17 protein-coding genes and 2 tRNA genes are annotated in these 19,586 nt (G+C 68.2%); 7 read left to right on the top strand and 12 right to left on the bottom strand.

All coding sequences use genetic code 11. The annotated features are described in order from the left end of the window. The first annotated feature begins 172 nt into the window (after positions 1-172). Positions 173-859, top strand: a complete 687-nt coding sequence (locus tag AB0M62_RS06330; RefSeq protein ID WP_366072946.1) for a DUF5324 family protein — start codon at positions 173-175, stop codon at positions 857-859. A gap of 241 nt (positions 860-1,100) precedes the next feature. Beyond that, positions 1,101-1,496 (top strand): hypothetical protein, encoded by a 396-nt coding sequence (locus AB0M62_RS06325; RefSeq protein WP_366072945.1) that lies wholly within the window; start codon positions 1,101-1,103, stop codon positions 1,494-1,496. Between the two features lie 68 nt (positions 1,497-1,564). Here AB0M62_RS06325 and AB0M62_RS06320 read toward each other — a convergent pair. Next, positions 1,565-1,637: transfer RNA gene (locus tag AB0M62_RS06320), tRNA-Ala, on the bottom strand. A 138-nt stretch (positions 1,638-1,775) separates the two neighbouring features. On the opposite strand from AB0M62_RS06320, the gene AB0M62_RS06315 reads away from it, so the two are divergent. Together AB0M62_RS06315 and AB0M62_RS06310 are read left to right on the top strand one after the other, a co-directional pair. After that, the gene (locus AB0M62_RS06315) at positions 1,776-2,324 is read left to right on the top strand and encodes a DNA-binding protein (protein WP_366072944.1); all 549 of its coding nucleotides are present in this window, start codon (positions 1,776-1,778) and stop codon (positions 2,322-2,324) included. 50 nt (positions 2,325-2,374) lie between these two features. Continuing rightward, on the top strand, positions 2,375-3,703 hold the full coding sequence (locus AB0M62_RS06310; RefSeq protein ID WP_366072943.1) for a protein kinase: 1,329 nt from the start codon (positions 2,375-2,377) through the stop codon (positions 3,701-3,703). A gap of 1 nt (position 3,704) precedes the next feature. Here AB0M62_RS06310 and AB0M62_RS06305 read toward each other — a convergent pair whose 3' ends face one another. From AB0M62_RS06305 to dnaA, 11 genes are all read right to left on the bottom strand, one after another. Next, positions 3,705-5,057, bottom strand: coding sequence for a hypothetical protein (locus tag AB0M62_RS06305; RefSeq protein WP_366072942.1), 1,353 nt, complete (start codon positions 5,055-5,057; stop codon positions 3,705-3,707). 445 nt (positions 5,058-5,502) lie between these two features. Beyond that, positions 5,503-5,637, bottom strand: a complete 135-nt coding sequence (locus AB0M62_RS06300) for a DLW-39 family protein (RefSeq protein ID WP_003958712.1) — start codon at positions 5,635-5,637, stop codon at positions 5,503-5,505. A 174-nt stretch (positions 5,638-5,811) separates the two neighbouring features. After that, positions 5,812-5,885 (bottom strand) — tRNA-Ile (locus tag AB0M62_RS06295). Positions 5,886-5,956: 71 nt separating this feature from the next. After that, entirely contained in the window at positions 5,957-6,559 is a 603-nt protein-coding gene (locus AB0M62_RS06290) for a DUF3566 domain-containing protein (RefSeq protein WP_366072941.1), read from the bottom strand. Between the two features lie 3 nt (positions 6,560-6,562). Further along, the gene (gyrA, locus tag AB0M62_RS06285; protein WP_366072940.1) at positions 6,563-9,151 is read right to left on the bottom strand and encodes a DNA gyrase subunit A; all 2,589 of its coding nucleotides are present in this window, start codon (positions 9,149-9,151) and stop codon (positions 6,563-6,565) included. A 42-nt stretch (positions 9,152-9,193) separates the two neighbouring features. Beyond that, positions 9,194-11,254, bottom strand: a complete 2,061-nt coding sequence (gene gyrB / locus AB0M62_RS06280) for a DNA topoisomerase (ATP-hydrolyzing) subunit B (RefSeq protein ID WP_366072939.1) — start codon at positions 11,252-11,254, stop codon at positions 9,194-9,196. 512 nt (positions 11,255-11,766) lie between these two features. Further along, on the bottom strand, positions 11,767-12,294 hold the full coding sequence (locus AB0M62_RS06275; protein WP_366072938.1) for a DciA family protein: 528 nt from the start codon (positions 12,292-12,294) through the stop codon (positions 11,767-11,769). Beyond that, positions 12,291-13,421 (bottom strand): DNA replication/repair protein RecF, encoded by a 1,131-nt coding sequence (gene recF, locus AB0M62_RS06270; RefSeq protein WP_366072937.1) that lies wholly within the window; start codon positions 13,419-13,421, stop codon positions 12,291-12,293. Before recF ends, AB0M62_RS06275 begins: the two co-directional genes overlap by 4 nt. Before the next feature lie 41 nt (positions 13,422-13,462). After that, positions 13,463-14,341, bottom strand: a complete 879-nt coding sequence (gene gnd, locus AB0M62_RS06265; RefSeq protein ID WP_366072936.1) for a phosphogluconate dehydrogenase (NAD(+)-dependent, decarboxylating) — start codon at positions 14,339-14,341, stop codon at positions 13,463-13,465. A gap of 186 nt (positions 14,342-14,527) precedes the next feature. After that, positions 14,528-15,658, bottom strand: a complete 1,131-nt coding sequence (gene dnaN / locus AB0M62_RS06260; RefSeq protein WP_366072935.1) for a DNA polymerase III subunit beta — start codon at positions 15,656-15,658, stop codon at positions 14,528-14,530. Positions 15,659-16,531: 873 nt separating this feature from the next. Then, positions 16,532-18,370: a chromosomal replication initiator protein DnaA gene (gene dnaA, locus AB0M62_RS06255; RefSeq protein ID WP_366072934.1), complete on the bottom strand. Its 1,839-nt coding sequence runs from the start codon at positions 18,368-18,370 to the stop codon at positions 16,532-16,534. Between the two features lie 355 nt (positions 18,371-18,725). Between dnaA and rpmH the strand changes: the two genes are divergently transcribed. Genes rpmH through yidD form a run of 3 tightly spaced genes read left to right on the top strand, consistent with a single transcriptional unit; the run spans position 18,726 to position 19,585 of the window. Further along, a complete protein-coding gene (rpmH, locus tag AB0M62_RS06250) occupies positions 18,726-18,863 on the top strand; it encodes a 50S ribosomal protein L34 (RefSeq protein ID WP_073787211.1) in 138 nt (45 codons plus the stop codon). A gap of 21 nt (positions 18,864-18,884) precedes the next feature. After that, a complete protein-coding gene (rnpA, locus tag AB0M62_RS06245) occupies positions 18,885-19,259 on the top strand; it encodes a ribonuclease P protein component (RefSeq protein WP_366072933.1) in 375 nt (124 codons plus the stop codon). Continuing rightward, positions 19,256-19,585 (top strand): membrane protein insertion efficiency factor YidD, encoded by a 330-nt coding sequence (gene yidD, locus AB0M62_RS06240; RefSeq protein WP_366072932.1) that lies wholly within the window; start codon positions 19,256-19,258, stop codon positions 19,583-19,585. Before rnpA ends, yidD begins: the two co-directional genes overlap by 4 nt. Position 19,586 lies beyond the last annotated feature (1 nt).

Raw genomic sequence — 19,586 nt, 5'->3', positions numbered from 1 at the left:
GAGCTCCCCTTGCACCGCATTGCCCGGTGTCATCACCGATGACCCGGATGCCCGCCCGCACATGCCACCTTGCCGCCTGACAGGCATGATCCGACAAAGGGTGGAAAGGTGAACCGTGACTTTCCTGGGCCAAACAGCCCCAGACTCGTCCGCCACCGAGGAGGAGGATCCCGTGACCCGCATCGACAGCGTGCGCGCCGCGACCGGTACGGCGAAGGACAGCGTGCAGCACGCCGCGGAAGTGGTGGCGCCCTACGCCGGCCAGGCCAAGGAACAGGCCGCGCACTACGCCCATGAGGCACGCGTACGGCTCGCACCGAAGGTCTCGCACGCCGCACACACGGCAGCCCACCAGGCCCGCACGCAGTACGCAGTGCACCTGGCGCCCCGGGTGCCCCCAAAGGTCGACGAGGCGGCGCACAAGGCCGCCGTTCGTACCCGGAAGGCCGCCCGCCATGCGGCTGATTACACCGTTCCGCGCGTGGAGAGCGCCGTGGCGGCCGCGCAGCCGGTCGCCGAGGAAGCCGCGGCCCGCTCGGCGGCTGCCCTGGCCGCGCTGCGCGGGCACGTGACCGCCAAGGAGATCAGCAAGCTCGTGAAGAAGCACGAGCGGCGCGCCAAGGCCGGCCGTGCGGCCAGGGGTCTCCTGGTGCTCGGCGTGCTGGCGGGTGGCGCTTTCGCCGCCTGGAAGTGGTGGGACAAGCAGGCGAACCCGGACTGGCTGGTCGAGCCGCCAGAGGCGACCGAGGTGTCCGACCGAGCCCCGCTGAGCTCGGTCGACGGCACCGGCCCGCTCGACCCGGAAGTGCAGGCCAAGCAGGCCGATGCCGAGGCGACCGACCGCGACGAGCGGCGCTGACCGCGACCGTCCGTAGAACGGTGAAAGGTGCCGGGAGACCATGGTCTCCCGGCACCTTTCACCGTTCCCCCGGCCATCAGGCGGAACACTCTGCCGAAGACCGACGGGCGGGCTCCGGCCGCTGCCCGGCATCGGCTCAGCCGAGCCGGGGGTTCGGGACCTTCCATGAGCGCGGTGTTGTGACGGAGGGGCGGCGCGCCCAGGCTGGGCGGTGTAACCCGAGAAATCCGTGTGGAGGTGGGTGCTCGACGCCCTGGCCGCCGGGCTGCACGGCCCGTACAACACGGTCGGCCCGCACGGCCACGCCACGATGGGCGACCTGATAGAGGCCTGTGTACACGTCACCGGATCGGACGCCGAGCTGCGGTGGGCCTCCCCGGAGGCCGTCGGGGCCGCGGGCATCGAGGGCTGGAGCGATCTGCCGATCTGGGCTCCACCGGGCAGCGAACTCCACGCGGCGGTGCACGCGGATGATGTCTCCCGGGTTCTGGCCACGGGCCTGCGCCGCCGACCGGTCCTGGAGACGGTGAAGGACACCCGGGCGTGGCGTCGATCGCTGCCCGCGAACACCGCCCCGCCCCTCGCGGACGGTCTCTCCGCGGAAAAGGAGGCGGAAGCGCTGGCCGGCCTCGCCTGAGGAGCTTTGCGCCCTCACGCAAAGACCCCCCTGACCGTGTTTCCGCAGGCTAGGGGGGTCTGATCACGTGGAGCCTAGGGGAGTCGAACCCCTGACATCTGCCATGCAAAGACAGCGCTCTACCAACTGAGCTAAGGCCCCGCAACGGCGCTCTGAGCGACCGCCGCAGAACAGAGTACCGGGTGACCCCCTGTATCCCGCAAAATGATTAGGACTCCCCGTGGGCGACCACGCTCCGTAAGATGCACGCGAGGTTCGCACCAGCGAAGGGGAGACGCAGTGGATGCAGCACAACAGGAGACGACGGCGAGAGCCAGAGAACTGCAGCGCAGTTGGTACGGGGAGCCGCTGGGGGCGCTCTTCCGTAGGCTCATCGACGACCTCGGCCTGAATCAGGCCAGGCTTGCGGCGGTACTCGGCCTGTCCGCACCCATGCTTTCCCAGCTGATGAGCGGCCAGCGAGCCAAGATCGGCAACCCGGCCGTGGTCCAGCGCGTCCAAGCCCTGCAGGAGCTGGCAAGCCAGGTGGCCGACGGCAGCGTCAGCGCCGCCGAGGCCACCGACCGGATGGACGAGATCAAGAAGTCCCAGGGCGGTTCTGTGCTCAACAACACCAGCCAGACGACGAGCAGTTCCGGTGCACCCACGGTGCGCCGGGTGGTGCGGGAGATCCAGTCCCTGCTGCGCTCGGTGTCGGCGGCCGGCGACATCATCGATGCGGCGGACACCCTCGCACCGACCCACCCGGAACTGGCAGAGTTCCTCAGGGTGTACGGCGCCGGGCGGACCGCGGACGCGGTCTCCCACTACGAGGCCCATCAGGGCTGAACCAGGCGGGCTAAGCGGCAATACGTCGGACGGGGAGCGGGCGCAGCGCAATGGGTGAGGTCTTTGCCGGTCGGTACGAGCTGATCGATCCGATCGGACGCGGTGGAGTAGGCGCCGTCTGGCGCTCCTGGGACCACCGGCGCCGCCGGTATGTGGCGGCCAAGGTGCTCCAGCAGAGCGATGCGCACACCCTGCTGCGCTTCGTCCGCGAGCAGGCGCTGCGGATCGACCACCCCCATGTACTCGCCCCTGCCTCCTGGGCCGCCGATGACGACAAGGTGTTGTTCACCATGGACTTGGTGAGCGGCGGCTCGCTCGCCCATGTCATCGGTGACTACGGCCCTCTGCCTCCTCGCTTCGTCTGCAACCTGCTGGACCAACTGCTGGCGGGTCTCACCGCGGTGCACGCGGAAGGCGTGGTGCACCGCGACATCAAACCGGCCAACATCCTGCTCGAGGCCACCGGGACGGGACGGCCGCATCTGCGGCTGTCCGACTTCGGCATCTCGATGCGCAAGGGTGAGCCGAGGCTGACCGAGACCAACTACGTGGTGGGCACGCCCGGTTATTTCGCCCCGGAGCAAATGATGGGCGCGGAACCGGACTTCCCGGCCGACCTTTTCGCGGTCGGCCTGGTAGCGCTCTATCTGCTGCAGGGCCAGAAGCCGGACTCCCAGGCCCTGGTCGAACACTTCGCCACGTACGGGACACCTGGCGCGCCGCAGGGCATTCCGGAGCCCCTGTGGCAAGTGATCGCCAATCTGCTCCAGCCGGACCCGCAGGCGCGGTTCCGTACGGCAACGGGCGCCCGCAAGGCGCTGACCGCGGCCGCCGAGATGCTGCCGGAGCCGGGTCCCGACGACGATCCGGTCGAGGTCTTCGACCAGATCGGCCCGCTGCCGGCCGGTTTCGGCCCGAACGGCCCCGAGCCGGCCGACCGGCCCACGCCACACCCACAGCACCCCGCTCAGCAGTCCCCGGCGATGTCGGAGACGGGCAGCTTCCATCTGGCGCCGCCCCCACAGCAGGCCACACCACTGCCGCAGCAGGTCCAGCCGGCCACTCCCCCCACGCACACCCCCGCGCCCATCCCCACACCCGCGCATCACCCGGCCTCCGCCCCCGTACCCGCGCATGCCCTCTCCCCCCTCCCCGCAGCGGCGTACGACCCCTCCCAGGCCCCGACGTCAGCGGTGCAGCACGACAATCCCCTCACTCATCCATACACCGCCCAGGGCCCGCAGGTTCCCGCTCGAACGGCACCTGCGACCGCGCCCCTCCAGCGCCGACCGGGACCGCCCCCGAAGGTGGCGATCCCGGTACTGCTGGTGGCGCTGCTCTGCTACGCGGTGGGCATCTGGGCGCTGACCCAGTCCTGAACTACCAGGCGGAGGGCCCGTACTGCTGCGTCGGCCCGTCCGGCACGGGCCCGGCGGGTGCCGTGCTCCCGCGCCGCCTGGCCAGCATCGTCCACACGCCGAGCCCGAGCACAAGCGCAGTGCCCGTCCCGATCCCCGCGGCGGCGACGACCTTCATCGTGCCGCTCTCACCGGCCTCGGCGGCGGTCTGGCCCTTCTCCGCCGCTTCCCGGTCGGATCCGGTGAGCCCGAAGCCGGCCGCGGCGGCGTCCCCGTCGTAGTCGGGACCCGGTACCGCCTTGCCGCCGATGTTGACCCGCAGCGTCAGCGGAACAGTCCCCGTGGTGAACTCGCCCACCTTCTTGTCGAGGGTGACAGCGAGGTAGTACCAGCCCGAGAAACGCACGGGCCGCGCCGCCGAGTCGTCGGAGAAGCGGTTGTTGTAGGCGACGGGGGCGGTCGGTCCGAGCCCGTCCGCGGCCTGCTTGCCGTCGTACGACGTGTCCTCGGAGAGCACGGGCCCGCGCGCGGTGTTGTAGAGCGCCGTGGTCAACGCGGGGGAGGCGAATCCACTGTCCTTGGTCATCTTCGCGCCGGCCAGCTCCGCATTGACGGTGAGCTGCTGCCCCCAGTCGAGGGGTACCCGGTAGAAGCGGGTCTGGCCCGGCGCGAGCGTGTCCTTCCACACCCCGTCCCCCAGGGCGCGGGCGTCGTTGAACCCGGTGCCGCCCTCCCGCTTCTGCGGCGTGCCGCTCACGGGGGCGGGCGAAGCCGAGTTCCAGGAAGTCGGCGGAGCGGTCGCGGACGCGCCGCTTGCCAGCCCGGGCTCCCGCATGAAGGCGAGTTCGACCGGCCAAGCCTCGGCCCCGGACGTCTTCTCGCTCGTCCGCACCACCTTCACGTAGTACGGGCCCGCCTGCTGGCAATCCCCGTCCTCCTGGATCCGGCGCGTGGCGTAGTCGGCGATGGGCCGGGCCTGCTCCGAACCGAAGTCGGTGTCGTCGGCGCTGCCGCACTCGTCACCGCCGGTGGTCATCAGAACGATGTCGATGCCGTCGTTGAACGCGACCTTGCTGCCGGGCTTCGGTGCGGCGACCGCCGAGACGAAGGCATTCGACTTGGCATCCAGATCGACGGTGTAGAAGCGCTCCTCGCCCGGTTCGATGCTGTCGGTGTAGATACCGCCCGGATCCAGCCGCGGCCCTTCGGCGCTGCTGGCCGCCCCCTTCACCGGTCTGGCGTCCGGGGCGGTCCTGTACGGCGGCAGGTCGTCCGGACCTGCGGCGTACGCCGCCCCGGGCACGGCCGCCACCACGCACATCGCCGCCGCCGCGACGAGGGCCGTCCGGCCGCTCCTGCTGCGCTGCCTCTTCACGCGCTACCCCTTGTCCTCACTCCGGCCACCCCGCGCCGCACCAAGACCTGCACCGCGAGCAGCGGGACCTTCGCGCCGCCCGCAGTCGCGGCGATCACAGCGACGGACCATCCTGCACCGCCCGGCCCTACGCTGTCCGCCCCCGCGGCTGAATCATCCTTTTCCTCCTGCTTCCCGGTGGAGAGCGGAGCGTCGCCGCCACAGGGTCGCCCGCGAGCCCTACGGCGGCGAGGGCCTGCCTCACCGCGGCCCGGTCCAGCGCCGCCACCCACCGCCCGCCGCCACGCGTTTGCTCACTGGGGTCCCTCACCCGATGGCCCGACTTTGCTGTCGCAACCTATTGATTTGCTCAGGTGAACTCAAGGGCCCAGCTGTCACGGTCCCGCAACGGCACGGAGCCCCGGCCGCATCGCGGCCGGGGCTCCGTCACTCAGGCTTTTTCGACTCACACGCCCGAACCTGCGGGCACGGAGTCGGTCGCCTCCGTCCACAGATCCTGCTCGGCGCGATCCGCCTGGATCTGGCGGTACACGAGGAGCCCGCCGATGGCGGCCAGTGCGACCAGGAGGAGCTTCTTCACCGCGCGACCTCGTCTTTCCTTGACGTAAGGGACCTCTGGCGCCCGACTATACACACCGACCGATACCGATCGGTGACCTCCTCGCAACCCAAGTTCCGCCCCGGCCAAAGCAATCACCGCCGGACAAAGCAATCGGCCCGGACGGAAAATCTCCGTCCGGGCCGACCATCGCGGTGGGGCTAACAGGATTTGAACCTGTGGCCTCATCCTTATCAGGGATGCGCTCTAACCAACTGAGCTATAGCCCCGCGCTGCCCCTGAAGATTAGCGCACGTGGTGGCCAGTCCCAAAATCGGTTCCGGTCCCCTTCGGACGACGGTTACTCGTCCTCGGCGAGCGTCAGCTCGACACCGCCGACGAAGCCCGCCGACAGGTTGTAGATGAACGCGCCGAGCGTAGCCAGGGCCGTGGCCAGCACCACATCGATCACGGCGATCACCGAGGTGAAGATCAGCACTCGGGGCAGCGACAGGAACGACTGCAGATCAAATCCGTTGCTCTCGTTCGACCCGGTGGCCTCGCTGATCGTCCCGCCCACGGTGGAGAAGACGCCCATCGCGTCCATCACCATCCACAGCACCGCGGACGCCACAACCGTGCAGATCCCCAGCGCGATCGACAGCAGGAAGCTGACCTTCATCACCGACCACGGGTCGGCCTTGGCCACCCGCAGCCGCGCCTTACGGGTACGGGGCACCGTACGGGCCCCCGTACGCGGCCGGCGCACCGCAGTCCCCTGCTGACCACCCTGCGCGGCGCCCGGCCCGGGAGCCGGGTACGCCTGCGGCGGGTGGTAGGGCTGCGCACCCGCGGACTGCGGTTCTCGGGTGTCCGTCACGGTTCCCCCCTGGGAGTCCGCGGCAGGGCCACGGGCACCGTTCGCTCCGGAAGCGGCCGCTCCGGCGCCCGTGGCTCCACTCACGCTCTACTCCTCGTGCTCCCCGGCCGAGGGCTGGGTGCCCTCGGCTGCCTCGGCCACGTCGCCCTCGGCGTCTTCGGTCCCCTCGACCTCTTCAGCCTCGCGCCCGGCTTCGGCGTTACGAGCGATACCGACTACGGCATCGCGCTTGCCCAGGTTGATCAGCTGGACGCCCATGGTGTCACGGCCCGTCTCCCTGACTTCGTTGACTCGCGTACGAATCACACCGCCGCTGAGCGTGATGGCGAGGATCTCATCCGTCTCCTCGACCACCAGCGCACCGACCAGCGAACCCCTGTCCTCCACGATCTTGGCGGCCTTGATACCCAGGCCGCCACGACCCTGAACGCGGTACTCGTCCACGTTGGTCCGCTTCGCGTACCCACCATCGGTGGCGGTGAACACGAACGTACCTGGCCGGACGACATTCATCGAGAGCAGTTCGTCGCCCTCTCGGAAACTCATGCCCTTGACGCCCGAGGTGGCGCGCCCCATCGGTCGCAGAGCCTCGTCCGTTGCGGTGAACCGGATCGACTGCGCCTTCTTGCTGATGAGCAGCAGATCGTCCTCCGCCGACACCAGCTCCGCGCCGATCAGCTCGTCGTCACCGCCGCCGTCCGTCTCCCGGAGATTGATCGCGATGACACCACCGGAACGCGGCGAGTCGTAGTCCTTGAGCGACGTCTTCTTCACCAGGCCCGCCTTGGTGGCGAGCACCAGGTAGGGCGCCGCCTCGTAGTCGCGGATCGCAAGGATCTCGGCGATCTGCTCGTCCGGCTGGAAGGCCAGCAGATTCGCGACATGCTGTCCGCGCGCATCCCGGCCGGCGTCCGGCAGCTCGTACGCCTTGGCCCGGTAGACCCGGCCCTTGTTGGTGAAGAACAGCAGCCAGTGGTGCGTGGTCGAGACGAAGAAGTGGTCGACGATGTCGTCCTGCTTCAGCTTCGTACCGCGCACACCCTTGCCGCCCCGCTTCTGCGAGCGGTAGTCCTCGGTCTTCGTCCGCTTGACATAGCCGCCCCGAGTGATCGTGACGACGATGTCCTCCTCGGCGATCAGGTCCTCCATGGACATGTCGCCGTCGAACGGCACCAGCTTCGAGCGCCGGTCGTCGCCGAACTTGTCGACGATCGCCGCCAGCTCCTCGCTGACGATCCCGCGCTGCCGCTCCGGCGAGGCCAGGATCGCGTTGTACTCGTTGATCTTCGCCTGCAGCTCGTCGTGCTCGGCGACGATCTTCTGCCGCTCCAGGGCGGCCAGCCGGCGCAGCTGCATCTCCAGGATCGCGTTCGCCTGGATCTCGTCGATCGACAGCAGGCCCATCAGGCCCTCCCGCGCGACCTCGACCGTGTCACTGCGCCGGATCAGCGCGATGACGTCGTCGATCGCGTCCAGCGCCTTGAGCAGACCGCGCAGAATGTGCGCCCGCTCCTCCGCCTTGCGCAGACGGAACTTCGTACGCCGGACGATGACCTCGATCTGGTGGTGCACCCAGTGCCGGATGAAAGCGTCCAGCGATAGCGTGCGCGGCACCCCGTCGACGAGCGCCAGCATGTTCGCGCCGAAGTTCGTCTGCAGATCGGTGTGCTTGTAGAGGTTGTTGAGCACGACCTTGGCGACCGCGTCGCGCTTGAGCACAATGACCAGCCGCTGACCGGTCCGCGACGACGTCTCGTCACGGACGTCCGCGATGCCGCCGACCTTGCCGTCCTTCACCAGGTCGGCAATCTTCTGGGCGAGGTTGTCGGGGTTCGTCTGGTACGGAAGCTCCGTCACCACCAGGCACTGGCGGTTCTGGATCTCCTCGACCTCGACCACCGCACGCATCGTGATCGAGCCGCGGCCCGTCCGGTACGCCTCCTCGATCCCCTTACGACCCACGACCAGCGCACCGGTCGGGAAGTCCGGTCCCTTGATCCGTTCGATGAGCGCGTCCAGCAGCTCCTCGTGCGAGGCGTCCGGGTGCTCCAGCGCCCACTGCGCCCCCGCCGCGACCTCACGAAGGTTGTGCGGCGGGATGTTCGTCGCCATACCGACCGCGATACCCGCCGAGCCGTTGATCAGCAGGTTCGGGAAACGGGCCGGCAGAACCGTCGGCTCCTGGTTGCGGCCGTCGTAGTTGTCCTGGAAGTCGACGGTCTCCTCGTCGATGTCCCGCAGCATCTCCATGGAGAGCGGGATCATCTTGCACTCGGTGTACCGCATGGCGGCAGCCGGATCGTTGCCGGGAGAGCCGAAGTTTCCGTTGGAGTCCACCAGCGGCATCCGCATCGACCACGGCTGCGCAAGACGCACCAGCGCGTCGTAGATCGAGGAGTCGCCGTGCGGGTGGTACGTACCCATGACGTCACCGACGACACGGGCGCACTTGTAGAAGCCCTTCTCGGGCCGGTACCCGCCGTCGTACATCGCGTACAGCACCCGGCGGTGGACGGGCTTCAGACCGTCCCGTACGTCGGGCAGCGCGCGCGACACGATGACGGACATCGCGTAGTCGAGGTAGGAGCGCTGCATCTCCGTCTCGAGCCCGACAGGCTCGATCCGCAGGGACGGCTCTTCTTCTTCAGTGGTGACAGGAGTGATCTCGTCGGCCATTGCTGGTCAAAATCCTTTCAGGGCGGTCAGCGACAGACCGACTCAGATGTCGAGGAAGCGGACGTCCTTGGCGTTGCGCTGGATGAAGGAGCGCCGCGCCTCGACGTCCTCACCCATCAGCACCGAGAACAGGTCGTCGGCCTGCGCCGCGTCGTCGAGCGTGACCTGGCCGAGAACGCGGTGGTCGACGTCCATCGTCGTGATGCGCAGCTCCTCGGCGTTCATCTCACCGAGACCCTTGAAGCGCTGGATCGAGTCCTCACGGATCCGCTTGCCGTTCTGCTTGCCCAGCTCGACCAGTGCGTCACGCTCGCGGTCCGAGTACGCGTACTCGAAGTCGTCCCGGCCCCACTTGATCTTGTAGAGCGGCGGACGCGAGAGGTAGACGTGCCCGGCTTCGACCAGCGGCCGCATGAAACGGAAGAGGAAGGTCAGGAGCAGCGTGTTGATGTGCTGCCCGTCGACGTCGGCGTCCGCCATCAGAATGATCTTGTGATAGCGGAGCTTCTCGATGTCGAAGTCCTCGTGGACTCCGGTACCGAAGGCCGAGATCAGCGCCTGCACCTCGGTGTTCTGCAGGATCTTGTCGATCCGCGCCTTCTCGACGTTCAGGATCTTTCCGCGGATCGGCAGGATCGCCTGGTACTGCGGATTACGCCCCGACTTCGCCGAGCCGCCGGCGGAGTCGCCCTCGACGATGAAGATCTCGCACTGCGTCGGGTCGTTCGACTGGCAGTCACTCAGCTTGCCCGGCAGCGAGGCGCTCTCCAGCAACCCCTTGCGGCGGGTCAGATCGCGCGCCTTGCGGGCCGCGACCCGGGCCGTGGCGGCCTGGATCGACTTGCGGACGATGTCCGCGGCCTCGTTCGGGTTGCGGTCGAACCAGTCGTTGAGGTGCTCGTGCACGACCTTCTGCACGAAGGTCTTCGCCTCCGTGTTGCCCAGCTTCGTCTTCGTCTGGCCCTCGAACTGGGGCTCGCCCAGCTTCACCGAGATGATCGCCGTCAGGCCCTCGCGGATGTCCTCACCGGCGAGGTTGTCGTCCTTCTCCCGCAGGAACTTCTTCTCGCGCGCGTAGCGGTTGACGAGACCCGTCAGCGCCGCGCGGAAGCCCTCCTCGTGCGTACCGCCCTCATGCGTGTGGATCGTGTTCGCGAAGGAGTACACACCCTCCGTGTACTGCGAATTCCACTGCATCGCGATCTCGACCGAGAGCATCCGCTCCTTGTCCTCGGCGTTGACGTCGATGACTGTGGGGTGAATAAGATCACCCTTGCGCGAATTGAGGTACTTCACGAAGTCGACGATGCCGCCCTCGTAGTGGTACGTCACCGAAAGCGCGGGCACCTCCTCCGGCTCCTCCGCCGAGTCCGCACCCACGACGGCCTTCGCCGACTCGCGCTCGTCGGTCAGCGTCAGGGTCAGGCCCTTGTTGAGGAAGGCCATCTCCTGGAAGCGCCGCGAAAGCGTCTCGAAGGAGTAGTCGGTCGTCTCGAAAACCTCCGGGTCGGCCCAGAACGTCACCGACGTACCCGAGTCGGAGACCGGCTCGTGCCTGGCCAGCGGCGCCGTCGGCACACCCTGCTTGTAGTCCTGGGTCCAGCGGTAGCCGTCACGCTTGATCTCGACCGACAGCCGGCTCGACAGCGCGTTGACGACGGAGACACCGACACCGTGCAGACCGCCGGAGACGGCGTAGCCGCCGCCTCCGAACTTGCCGCCGGCGTGCAGCACGGTCAGCACAACCTCGACGGCGGGCTTCTTTTCCACGGGGTGCATGTCGACCGGGATACCGCGCCCGTTGTCGACCACCCGTACTCCGCCGTCGGCAAGGATCGTGACGTCGATGGTGTCCGCGTGACCGGCCAGGGCCTCGTCGACCGAGTTGTCGACGACCTCGTACACCAGGTGATGAAGTCCACGCTCGCCGGTCGAGCCGATGTACATGCCGGGCCGCTTGCGGACCGCGTCCAGTCCCTCGAGGACGGTGATTGCGCTGGCGTCGTACGAGGCGGTGACCTCGCCGTTCTCACCGGCAGTGGACGGAATGTTCTCGTTGGGGTTGCCGGAATCGGCCACGAAGCGCCCTTTCTGGCACAGCACAAGCCGGTCTCCGGGCAGGCGGGAGCGGCTGCGTCGTTCGACATGTTCCGCAAGTGGGCGGGATTAGTTATCAGTCTACCGGTAGCGCCGACATGAATGGGGGTTTGCCGGTACCTGAGTCCGCATGTGCCGCCCTGAACCTCCGTCTCCCGACTCCCCATATTCAGGATGGGGCCCCAAGAGGCTCACGCGGGCATCCAGCGCTTTCGGCCTGTCAACCTCCCGCTACGGTGAGGGACACCTCCTCCTCGCGAGGCCTCCGTGCAGGAGCGTTCCATTCCGCAACCGCCCCGGCGGCCCCGCGTCGGACACCTCGGGGGCCCACTGCCGTACGGGACGAGGGTGCGGCGGGACCGGCTGCGCCGGGAGAGCTGCACGTCTCCGGGGCCCCTGGGGAACGGGTCATGGGACCACGAGGGAGCGGGCCGGCAGCCAGGGGCCGGGGCGGTCTGAGGCGGGAAGGACGGTCAGAGTGAGGTCGCCCACCTCAGCCGTGCGTGTCAGCCGCGCTGTCAGCCGTAGGTGTCGCCCGGCCCCGTGCTCCCCGGCGCCCGCAACGGCCCGAACCGGCGCGACGGCCCGCCGGGCCCCAGCACCTTGATCAGCCGCACGGTTCCCTGCCCAAGATCCGCGTTCAGTCGCGCCACCAGCTGTGGTGCGAGCAACCGCAGCTGCGTCGCCCACGCCGTCGAATCACACTGCACCGTCAGCACACGCTCAGCAGGATCGTCGTCATACCGCAGCGGAACGCAATGTTTCGCCAGATCGTCCCCGACGATCTCCGGCCAGCGCCCCATCACCCCGCCCACGGCCATCGGCATCTCCCAGCCGCGCTCCGTCTTCAGCCGTTCCAGCGCTGCCCCGAGCTGCAGTGGATCCCGGCCGTCCGCCCGCGCGCCCGACCGCAGTCCACCCCGCCCGGCCTGCCTCTTCTGCTGCACCGCGGCCCCACGGGCCCGCGCCTGCTCCTTCGCCGCCGCCAGCGCCTGGCGCGCCAGATCCACCCCCGACGCCTCCGGCACCTTCCGCTCCCCGTTCACGCCCGGCTCACCTCGCCCCCGGCCACCGCGAAGCGGGCACCGACCAGAACACCCGGCACATCGTCGTCCACAGCCGCCGTCACCAGCACCTGCTCGCCCGGCGCCACGAGCTCCGCCAGCCGCTCCCGCCGACGGGCATCCAACTCGGCGAAAACGTCATCCAGTACCAGGACCGGCTCATTGCCCTCGGCCCGCAACAGGTCGTACGAAGCCAGCCGCAGCGACAGCGCATACGACCAGCACTCTCCATGGCTCGCATAACCCTTCGCAGGCAGCTGACCCAGCTTCAGCACCAGATCGTCACGGTGCGGCCCGACCAGGGTCACCCCCCGCTCGATCTCCTGCTTACGCGCATCCGCCAGCGCCGTGAGCAGCTGCTCGTACAGCTCCTCACGCGAATGAACCCCCGGCAGCCCACCGCTCACAAAGCTGCGGTACTCGAACGAGACCGGTCCGCCACCAGGCGCCAGTTGCTCATAGGCCTTGTCGGCCAGCGGCTGAATCGTCGCGATCAGATCGAGCCGCTGTGCCAGCAGCTCCGCTCCCACACGCCCGAGATGCTGATCCCAGACATCCAGCGTCGACAGATCCACCCCGCGCCCACCATGGCGACGGGCCATCGCCGCCGACTTCAGCAGTGTGTTCCGCTGCTTCAGCACCCGCTCGTAGTCCGACCGCACCGCGGCCATTCGCGGCGAGCGTGCCGTGATCAACTCGTCCAGGAACCGCCTGCGCTCTCCCGGATCCCCCTTGACCAGCGCCAGGTCCTCGGGCGCGAACAGCACCGACCGCACGATTCCCAGCACATCACGGGGCCGGACCTGTGAAGACCTGTTGATCCGCGCACGGTTCGCCCGGCCCGGATTGAGCTCCAGCTCGACCAGCTGTTGCCGCTCCCCCTGCACCACGGCAGCGCGAATGACCGCCCGGTCCGCTCCCATCCGCACCAGCGGAGCGTCCGAGGAAACCCGGTGGCTGCCCAGCGTCGCCAGATAGCCGACCGCCTCGACGAGGTTCGTCTTGCCCTGGCCGTTCGGACCGACAAAAGCGGTGACGCCCGGATCGAGAGGGACCTCGACCCGGGCGTACGAGCGGAAGTCGGCCAGCGACAGATGCGATACATGCATGGATATGCGCGGACCTCCCCCGACTGCTTTCAGCTCTTTCGTTACAGCATGGGCTCGACCGCGTGACCACCGAACTGGTTACGCAGAGCCGCGATCATCTTCATCTGGGGGGAGTCGGTCTGACGCGACGCGAAGCGCGCGAACAGGGAAGCCGTGATGGCGTGCAGCGGTACCGCGTGGTCGATCGCCGCCTCCACCGTCCAACGGCCTTCACCCGAGTCAGCGGCGTAACCGCGCAGCTGCTCAAGGTGCTCGTCCTGGTCCAGCGCATTGACCGCGAGGTCGAGCAGCCAGGAACGGATGACCGTGCCCTCCTGCCAGGACCGGAAGACCTCTCGGACGTCCGTGACCGAGTCGACCTTCTCCAGCAGCTCCCAGCCCTCGGCATACGCCTGCATCATGGCGTACTCGATGCCGTTGTGAACCATCTTCGCGAAGTGCCCGGCTCCGACCTTGCCCGCGTGAACCGCCCCGAGTTCGCCCTCCGGCTTGAGGGCGTCGAAGATCGGCTGCACCTTGGCGACGTTCTCGGCGTCGCCGCCGTACATCAGCGCGTAGCCGTTCTCCAGGCCCCAGACACCGCCCGAGACACCGCAGTCGACAAACCCGATGTCCTTCAGGCCCAGTTCCGCGGCGTGCTTCTCGTCGTCCGTCCAGCGAGAGTTCCCGCCGTCCACAACGACGTCCCCCGGAGACAGCAGCTCAGCAAGCTCGTCGATGGTGGACTGGGTCGCGGCACCCGCCGGCACCATCACCCACACCGCTCGCGGGGCCTTGAGCTTGCCCACAAGCTCCTCGAGGCTGTGGACATCAGCGAGGTCCGGATTGCGGTCGTATCCGATGACGGTGTGGCCTGCGCGGCGAATGCGCTCGCGCATGTTGCCGCCCATCTTGCCGAGACCGACGAGACCGAGCTCCATCAGTGGTTCCTTAAGCGTTGAGGCGATTCGTACCCGAGACCGAGCCTACGCCCGGCGCGCAAAAGCGGCCCGACAGGAGGGCACGGGCCCGGCTCGTACGTCGAAACCGGCCCTGACCTGCGACGACGGCTGGGCGCAGCTCCTCGGTACGAGACCGGCCGCTGTGACCGGCAGGACGAGGGCCGGTCAGCCCGAGAGCCGTACCGGCATGATCAGGTACTTGTACGCCTCGTCCGCCTCGGCATCCACCGCCGGCCGGCCGCTCAGCAGCGCGGGCTTGGTCGAGGTGGTGAACGAGAGCTGGGCGGCCGGCGAGTCGATCGCACTCAGGCCGTCCAGCAGGAAGGTCGGGTTGAAGGCGATCGAGATGTCGTCGCCCTCGAGCTTGGCGTCGACGCGTTCCACAGCCTGTGCATCGTCGCTGGAACCGGCCTCGAGGATGAGCACACCCTGCTCGAAGCTCAGCCGCACCGGGGTGTTCCGCTCGGCCACCAGCGCCACACGCTTGACGGCCTCGACGAACGGAGCCGTCTCGATGACCGCGATCGAGTTGAACTCGGTCGGGAAGAGGGTCCGGTACTTGGGCAGGTCACCCTCGAGCAGCCGTGTCGTGGTGCGGCGGCCGGCTCCCTCGAAACCGATCAGGCCCTCACCCGCACCGGAGCCGGAGAGAGCGATGGTGACCGTGTCACCGCTGGTCAGCGACTTGGCCGTGTCGAGCAGCGTCTTCGCGGGCACCAGCGCGACCGCGGAGGCGTCCGGGTTCTCCGGCTTCCACAGAAACTCGCGCACCGCGAAGCGGTAGCGGTCGGTGGACGCCAGGGTGACCGTGTCGCCCTCGATCTCGATCCGTACGCCGGTCAGCACGGGCAGCGTGTCGTCGCGCCCGGCGGCGATGGCCACCTGGGCGGCCGCGGAAGCGAAGACCTCGCCGGGCACCGTGCCGGTCGCGGTCGGCATCTGGGGCAGCGTCGGGTACTCCTCCACAGGCAGCGTGTGGAGTGTGAACCGCGAGGAGCCGCAGACCACCACGGCCCGCACACCGTCTGTGGAAATCTCCACCGGCCGGTTGGGGAGCGCCCGGCAGATGTCGGCGAGCAGCCGGCCGGAGACGAGGACCGTGCCGTCCTCCTCCACATCCGCCTCCACCGAGACCCGCGCCGAGACCTCGTAGTCGAAGCCGGAGAGACTGAGAGTGCCGTCCTCCGCCTTCAGGAGCAGGCCCGCGAGGACGGGGACGGGCGGACGGGCCGGGAGGCTACGAGCCGCCCACGCCACCGCCTCCGCGAGTACATCGCGCTCCACCCGGATCTTCACCGGAACCGCCTCCTGCTGTTGCTGGCTCGCCCTGCTGGCCTTCGTCGTCTGGCTGTGTTGCCGGGGACCAGTCTGACGCACGCCACCGACACTCGGTGCGGCTCGGGGTCAAGTCGAGACAACAGGTGCTGGGGGCTCCGGGCTCAAGTTGTGCACAGGCCCCGTTTCGAAGCGGATTCCCAGGTATCTCTATGTGGGAGTAGTAGTAGGGCCTGTGGAAACGGTGGATAACCCTGTATCCGCAGGTCAAGCCCACTATTTTGTCCACTGAGCCTGTGGGTGGAGCCGGTGGACAAGTAGCTCCCGCTGTGGAGAAGCGAAAGTTCTGCACATTCGGTGCACAGGCAGCCCGGTGTACTCCACAGCACCGTCCCCAGCTTTACCCACGTTCCCCACAGCCCAACCGCCCTCCGTGGTGTGACGCCTTTCACTCGCCCCAGTGAGGTCGCGTGTTTCGTTGCCGAACAGTGGACAAGGCTGTGGAGAAGCTCGCAGAAGCTGTGCACAACATGATTTTGCCTGTGGGCCGCCGGTGGACAACTCGGAGGTCCGCCGGCGGCCACCTCCTCCGTCCACAGTCTGTGGACGGCAGTTGATCACAATTCCACAGGGTCCTGACCTGGGGCGAAGAGGTCTCGACCACCACCTCTGTGGACGCAGTCTGGACAACTTTCCAGTCCCCAGGGTGTGGACGGCGGTTTACTCCAGGATCTGTGGAGGAGCGGTCCCATCCGACAGCCATTCGAACAGCGGGAAGGGAACAGGCACGCGGCCCGACCACCGGATACGGGTCGCGCGACGACGAAGGGCGCCCCGGGAGTCGTCCCGGGGCGCCCTTCGTACCTACTGGGCCGGCCGTTGAGCCGGTGTGTGTCAGCCGTTCTTGATGCGGTTGGTGAGCTCGGTGACCTGGTTGTAGATGGACCGCCGCTCGGCCATCAGCGCGCGGATCTTGCGGTCCGCGTGCATCACGGTCGTATGGTCGCGACCGCCGAACTGCGCCCCGATCTTGGGCAGTGAGAGGTCGGTGAGCTCACGGCACAGGTACATCGCGATCTGGCGTGCCGTCACCAGCACGCGGCTGCGCGAAGAGCCGCACAGGTCGTCCACGGTCAGGCCGAAATAGTCGGCGGTCGCGGCCATGATGGCCGGCGCCGTGATCTCCGGGGCGGCGTCCTCGCCGCCCGGGATCAGGTTCTTCAGGACGTCCTCGGTGAGGCCGAGATCGACCGGCTGCCGGTTCAACGACGCGAAGGCCGTGACCCGGATCAGCGCGCCCTCCAGCTCTCGAATGTTGCGCGAGATGCGGGACGCGATGAACTCCAGTACCTCCGGCGGGGCGTTCAGCTGCTCCTGCACCGCCTTCTTGCGGAGGATCGCGATGCGCGTCTCCAGCTCCGGCGGCTGTACGTCCGTGATGAGGCCCCACTCGAAGCGGTTCCGCAGCCGGTCCTCCAGGGTCACCAGCTGCTTGGGCGGCCGGTCCGAGGACAGGACGATCTGCTTGTTGGCGTTGTGGAGCGTATTGAAGGTGTGGAAGAACTCCTCCTGCGTCGACTCCTTGCTCGCCAGGAACTGGATGTCGTCGACGAGCAGGATGTCCATCTCGCGGTAGCGCTTGCGGAAGGAGTCGCCCTTGCCGTCGCGGATGGAGTTGATGAACTCGTTGGTGAATTCCTCCGAGCTCACGTACCGGACGCGCGTGCCGGGGTAGAGGCTGCGCGCGTAGTGGCCGATCGCATGCAGCAGGTGGGTCTTGCCGAGGCCCGACTCCCCGTAGACAAAGAGCGGGTTGTACGCCTTGGCCGGCGCTTCGGCGACTGCGACCGCGGCGGCGTGCGCGAAGCGGTTGGAGGCGCCGATCACGAAGGTGTCGAAGAGGTACTTCGGGTTCAGGCGGGCGGTCGGCTCGCCGGGCCCCGGCGCGGAGACGGGCTGGGACGACGGCCGTCCGCCGCCGGTGGAGGACAGGGCCGGGTTGCCCTGGGGAGACTGCGGGTCGGGTCGCTCATGGCGGTCATGCCGCTCACGCCTGTCGTGCCGGTCGGGGCGCTGCGGGTCGTACGGCGACTGGTCGTACTGCGTCTCGTCATACGCCGGACGCTCACCCTGCGGCCGGTAGCCGTGCTGGGGCTGGGGGGACGCGTACGGGTCGCGTTCCTGGTAGCCGCCGAGCCGGGGCTGCTGCCAGCCGTAGTCGTCCTGAGGAGGGCGTGGCCAGGCACCGGGCTGCGGGCGCTGCTGCTGGTAGTCGGGGTACGCCGGCCTCGCGGTGGGGAGGTGATCGGCGCGCGGGGCCGGCATCTGGTCGCGGTCGCCCTGGCGCTGGTCGTTGCCGGGGCGCTGCGCGTAGCCGTCGTAGGCGTCGCGGTGCGACGGCTCGTCGTAGCGCGATCGTTCCTGCTGTACGGGCGGAATGTGCGGGGCGGGGGGCTCGCCGGCGGAGTCGTCGACGGTGATGGCGATCCGGATCGGGCGGCCGCACTCGCGGCTGAGCGTTTCGCTGATGAGGGGGGCGAGGCGGCCTTCGAGTACGCGCTTGCCCCATTCATTGGGGACGGCGAGGAGGGCGGTGTCGGCCACCAGGGCGAGCGGCTGGCACCGCTCGATCCACTGTTTGTCCTTCGCCTCGATGCCCTGCTGTCCTTCGTCAAGGAGTTGCTCGAGCACTCGTGGCCACACTGCGGCAAGATCGGCAGGTACGTCAGCCACAGAGCACGCTCTCTCACGGGGTCCCACGAAGGTGTGGTTCTTTGGGACGGTCGGGAAGAAAAAGGATTGGAGTCCAGCCACGGTAGTCAGGGCAACGGTACGGTTCAAGTTGTTGTCCACAGCCTGTGCATAGTGGACACCGGCTGAAGCTCCGGTTTGACCGGATGGCGTAGCCGCGCGTACCGTAACCAGGTCGAGTTGTCGATGGCTGCTGCCGCCTGCCTCCGATGGGCAATGATCACGATCTGTGGTTGTGAAGCGGTGCCACTCGGGCGTTTACGCGAGTTCCTCGTGGGCGCACGGTGACAGCCAGGCGATGTCCCGCCACCACACGATTCATTTCTGGAGCCCCCGAGTGAGCAAGCGCACCTTCCAGCCGAACAACCGCCGTCGTGCGAAGACCCACGGCTTCCGCCTGCGTATGCGCACCCGCGCCGGCCGCGCGATTCTCGCGTCCCGCCGTGACAAGGGTCGCGCCCGCCTGTCCGCCTGATCGAAAACAGGTCGTGACGTCGTGCTGCCTACCGAGAATCGGCTGAGGCGGCGCGAGGACTTCGCGACCGCGGTACGTCGGGGAAACCGGGCTGGACGCCCGCTCCTCGTCGTGCACCTACGTTTTTGCGGTGCAACGGACCCGCACGCGCCTGGGGAGAGCGCTTCCCCGACGCGTGCGGGTTTCGTTGTCAGCAAGGCTGTGGGCGGTGCGGTCGTCCGCAACCAGGTGAAGCGCAGGCTTCGCCATCTGATACGCGAACGACTGCCTCAGTTGCCCCCCGGTAGCCTGGTAGTCGTACGGGCGCTGCCCGGAGCGGGCGACGCCGACCATGCTGAGCTTGCCCGAGACCTGGATGCCGCCCTTCTGCGGTTGCTGGGAGGGGTGGCGCGATGAAGTACCCGCTGCTGGCTTTGATCAAGCTGTACCAGTGGACGATCAGTCCGTTGCTCGGGCCGGTGTGCAGGTACTACCCGTCGTGCTCGCACTACGGATATACGGCCATCGACCGGCATGGTGCGGTGAAAGGGACGGCCTTGACCGCTTGGCGCATTCTGCGGTGCAACCCGTGGTCGCCCGGTGGTGTCGATCATGTTCCCGCCCGCAAGCGCCCACGTTGGCACGAACTGTTGCGCAGCGCCTTGCGCGGCAGCAAGGGCGGTCACTCCGCCGCTGAGAACATCCCGGCCGCAGAGAGCTCGCCCAATGCTCAAGGAGCCTGAT

The sequence above is a fragment of the Streptomyces sp. NPDC051219 genome (assembly GCF_040682335.1).
Classification (GTDB): Bacteria; Actinomycetota; Actinomycetes; order Streptomycetales; family Streptomycetaceae; genus Streptomyces.
Note: the sequence above shows the minus strand (reverse complement) of the source record. Positions and strands in the feature narration are given on the sequence as shown.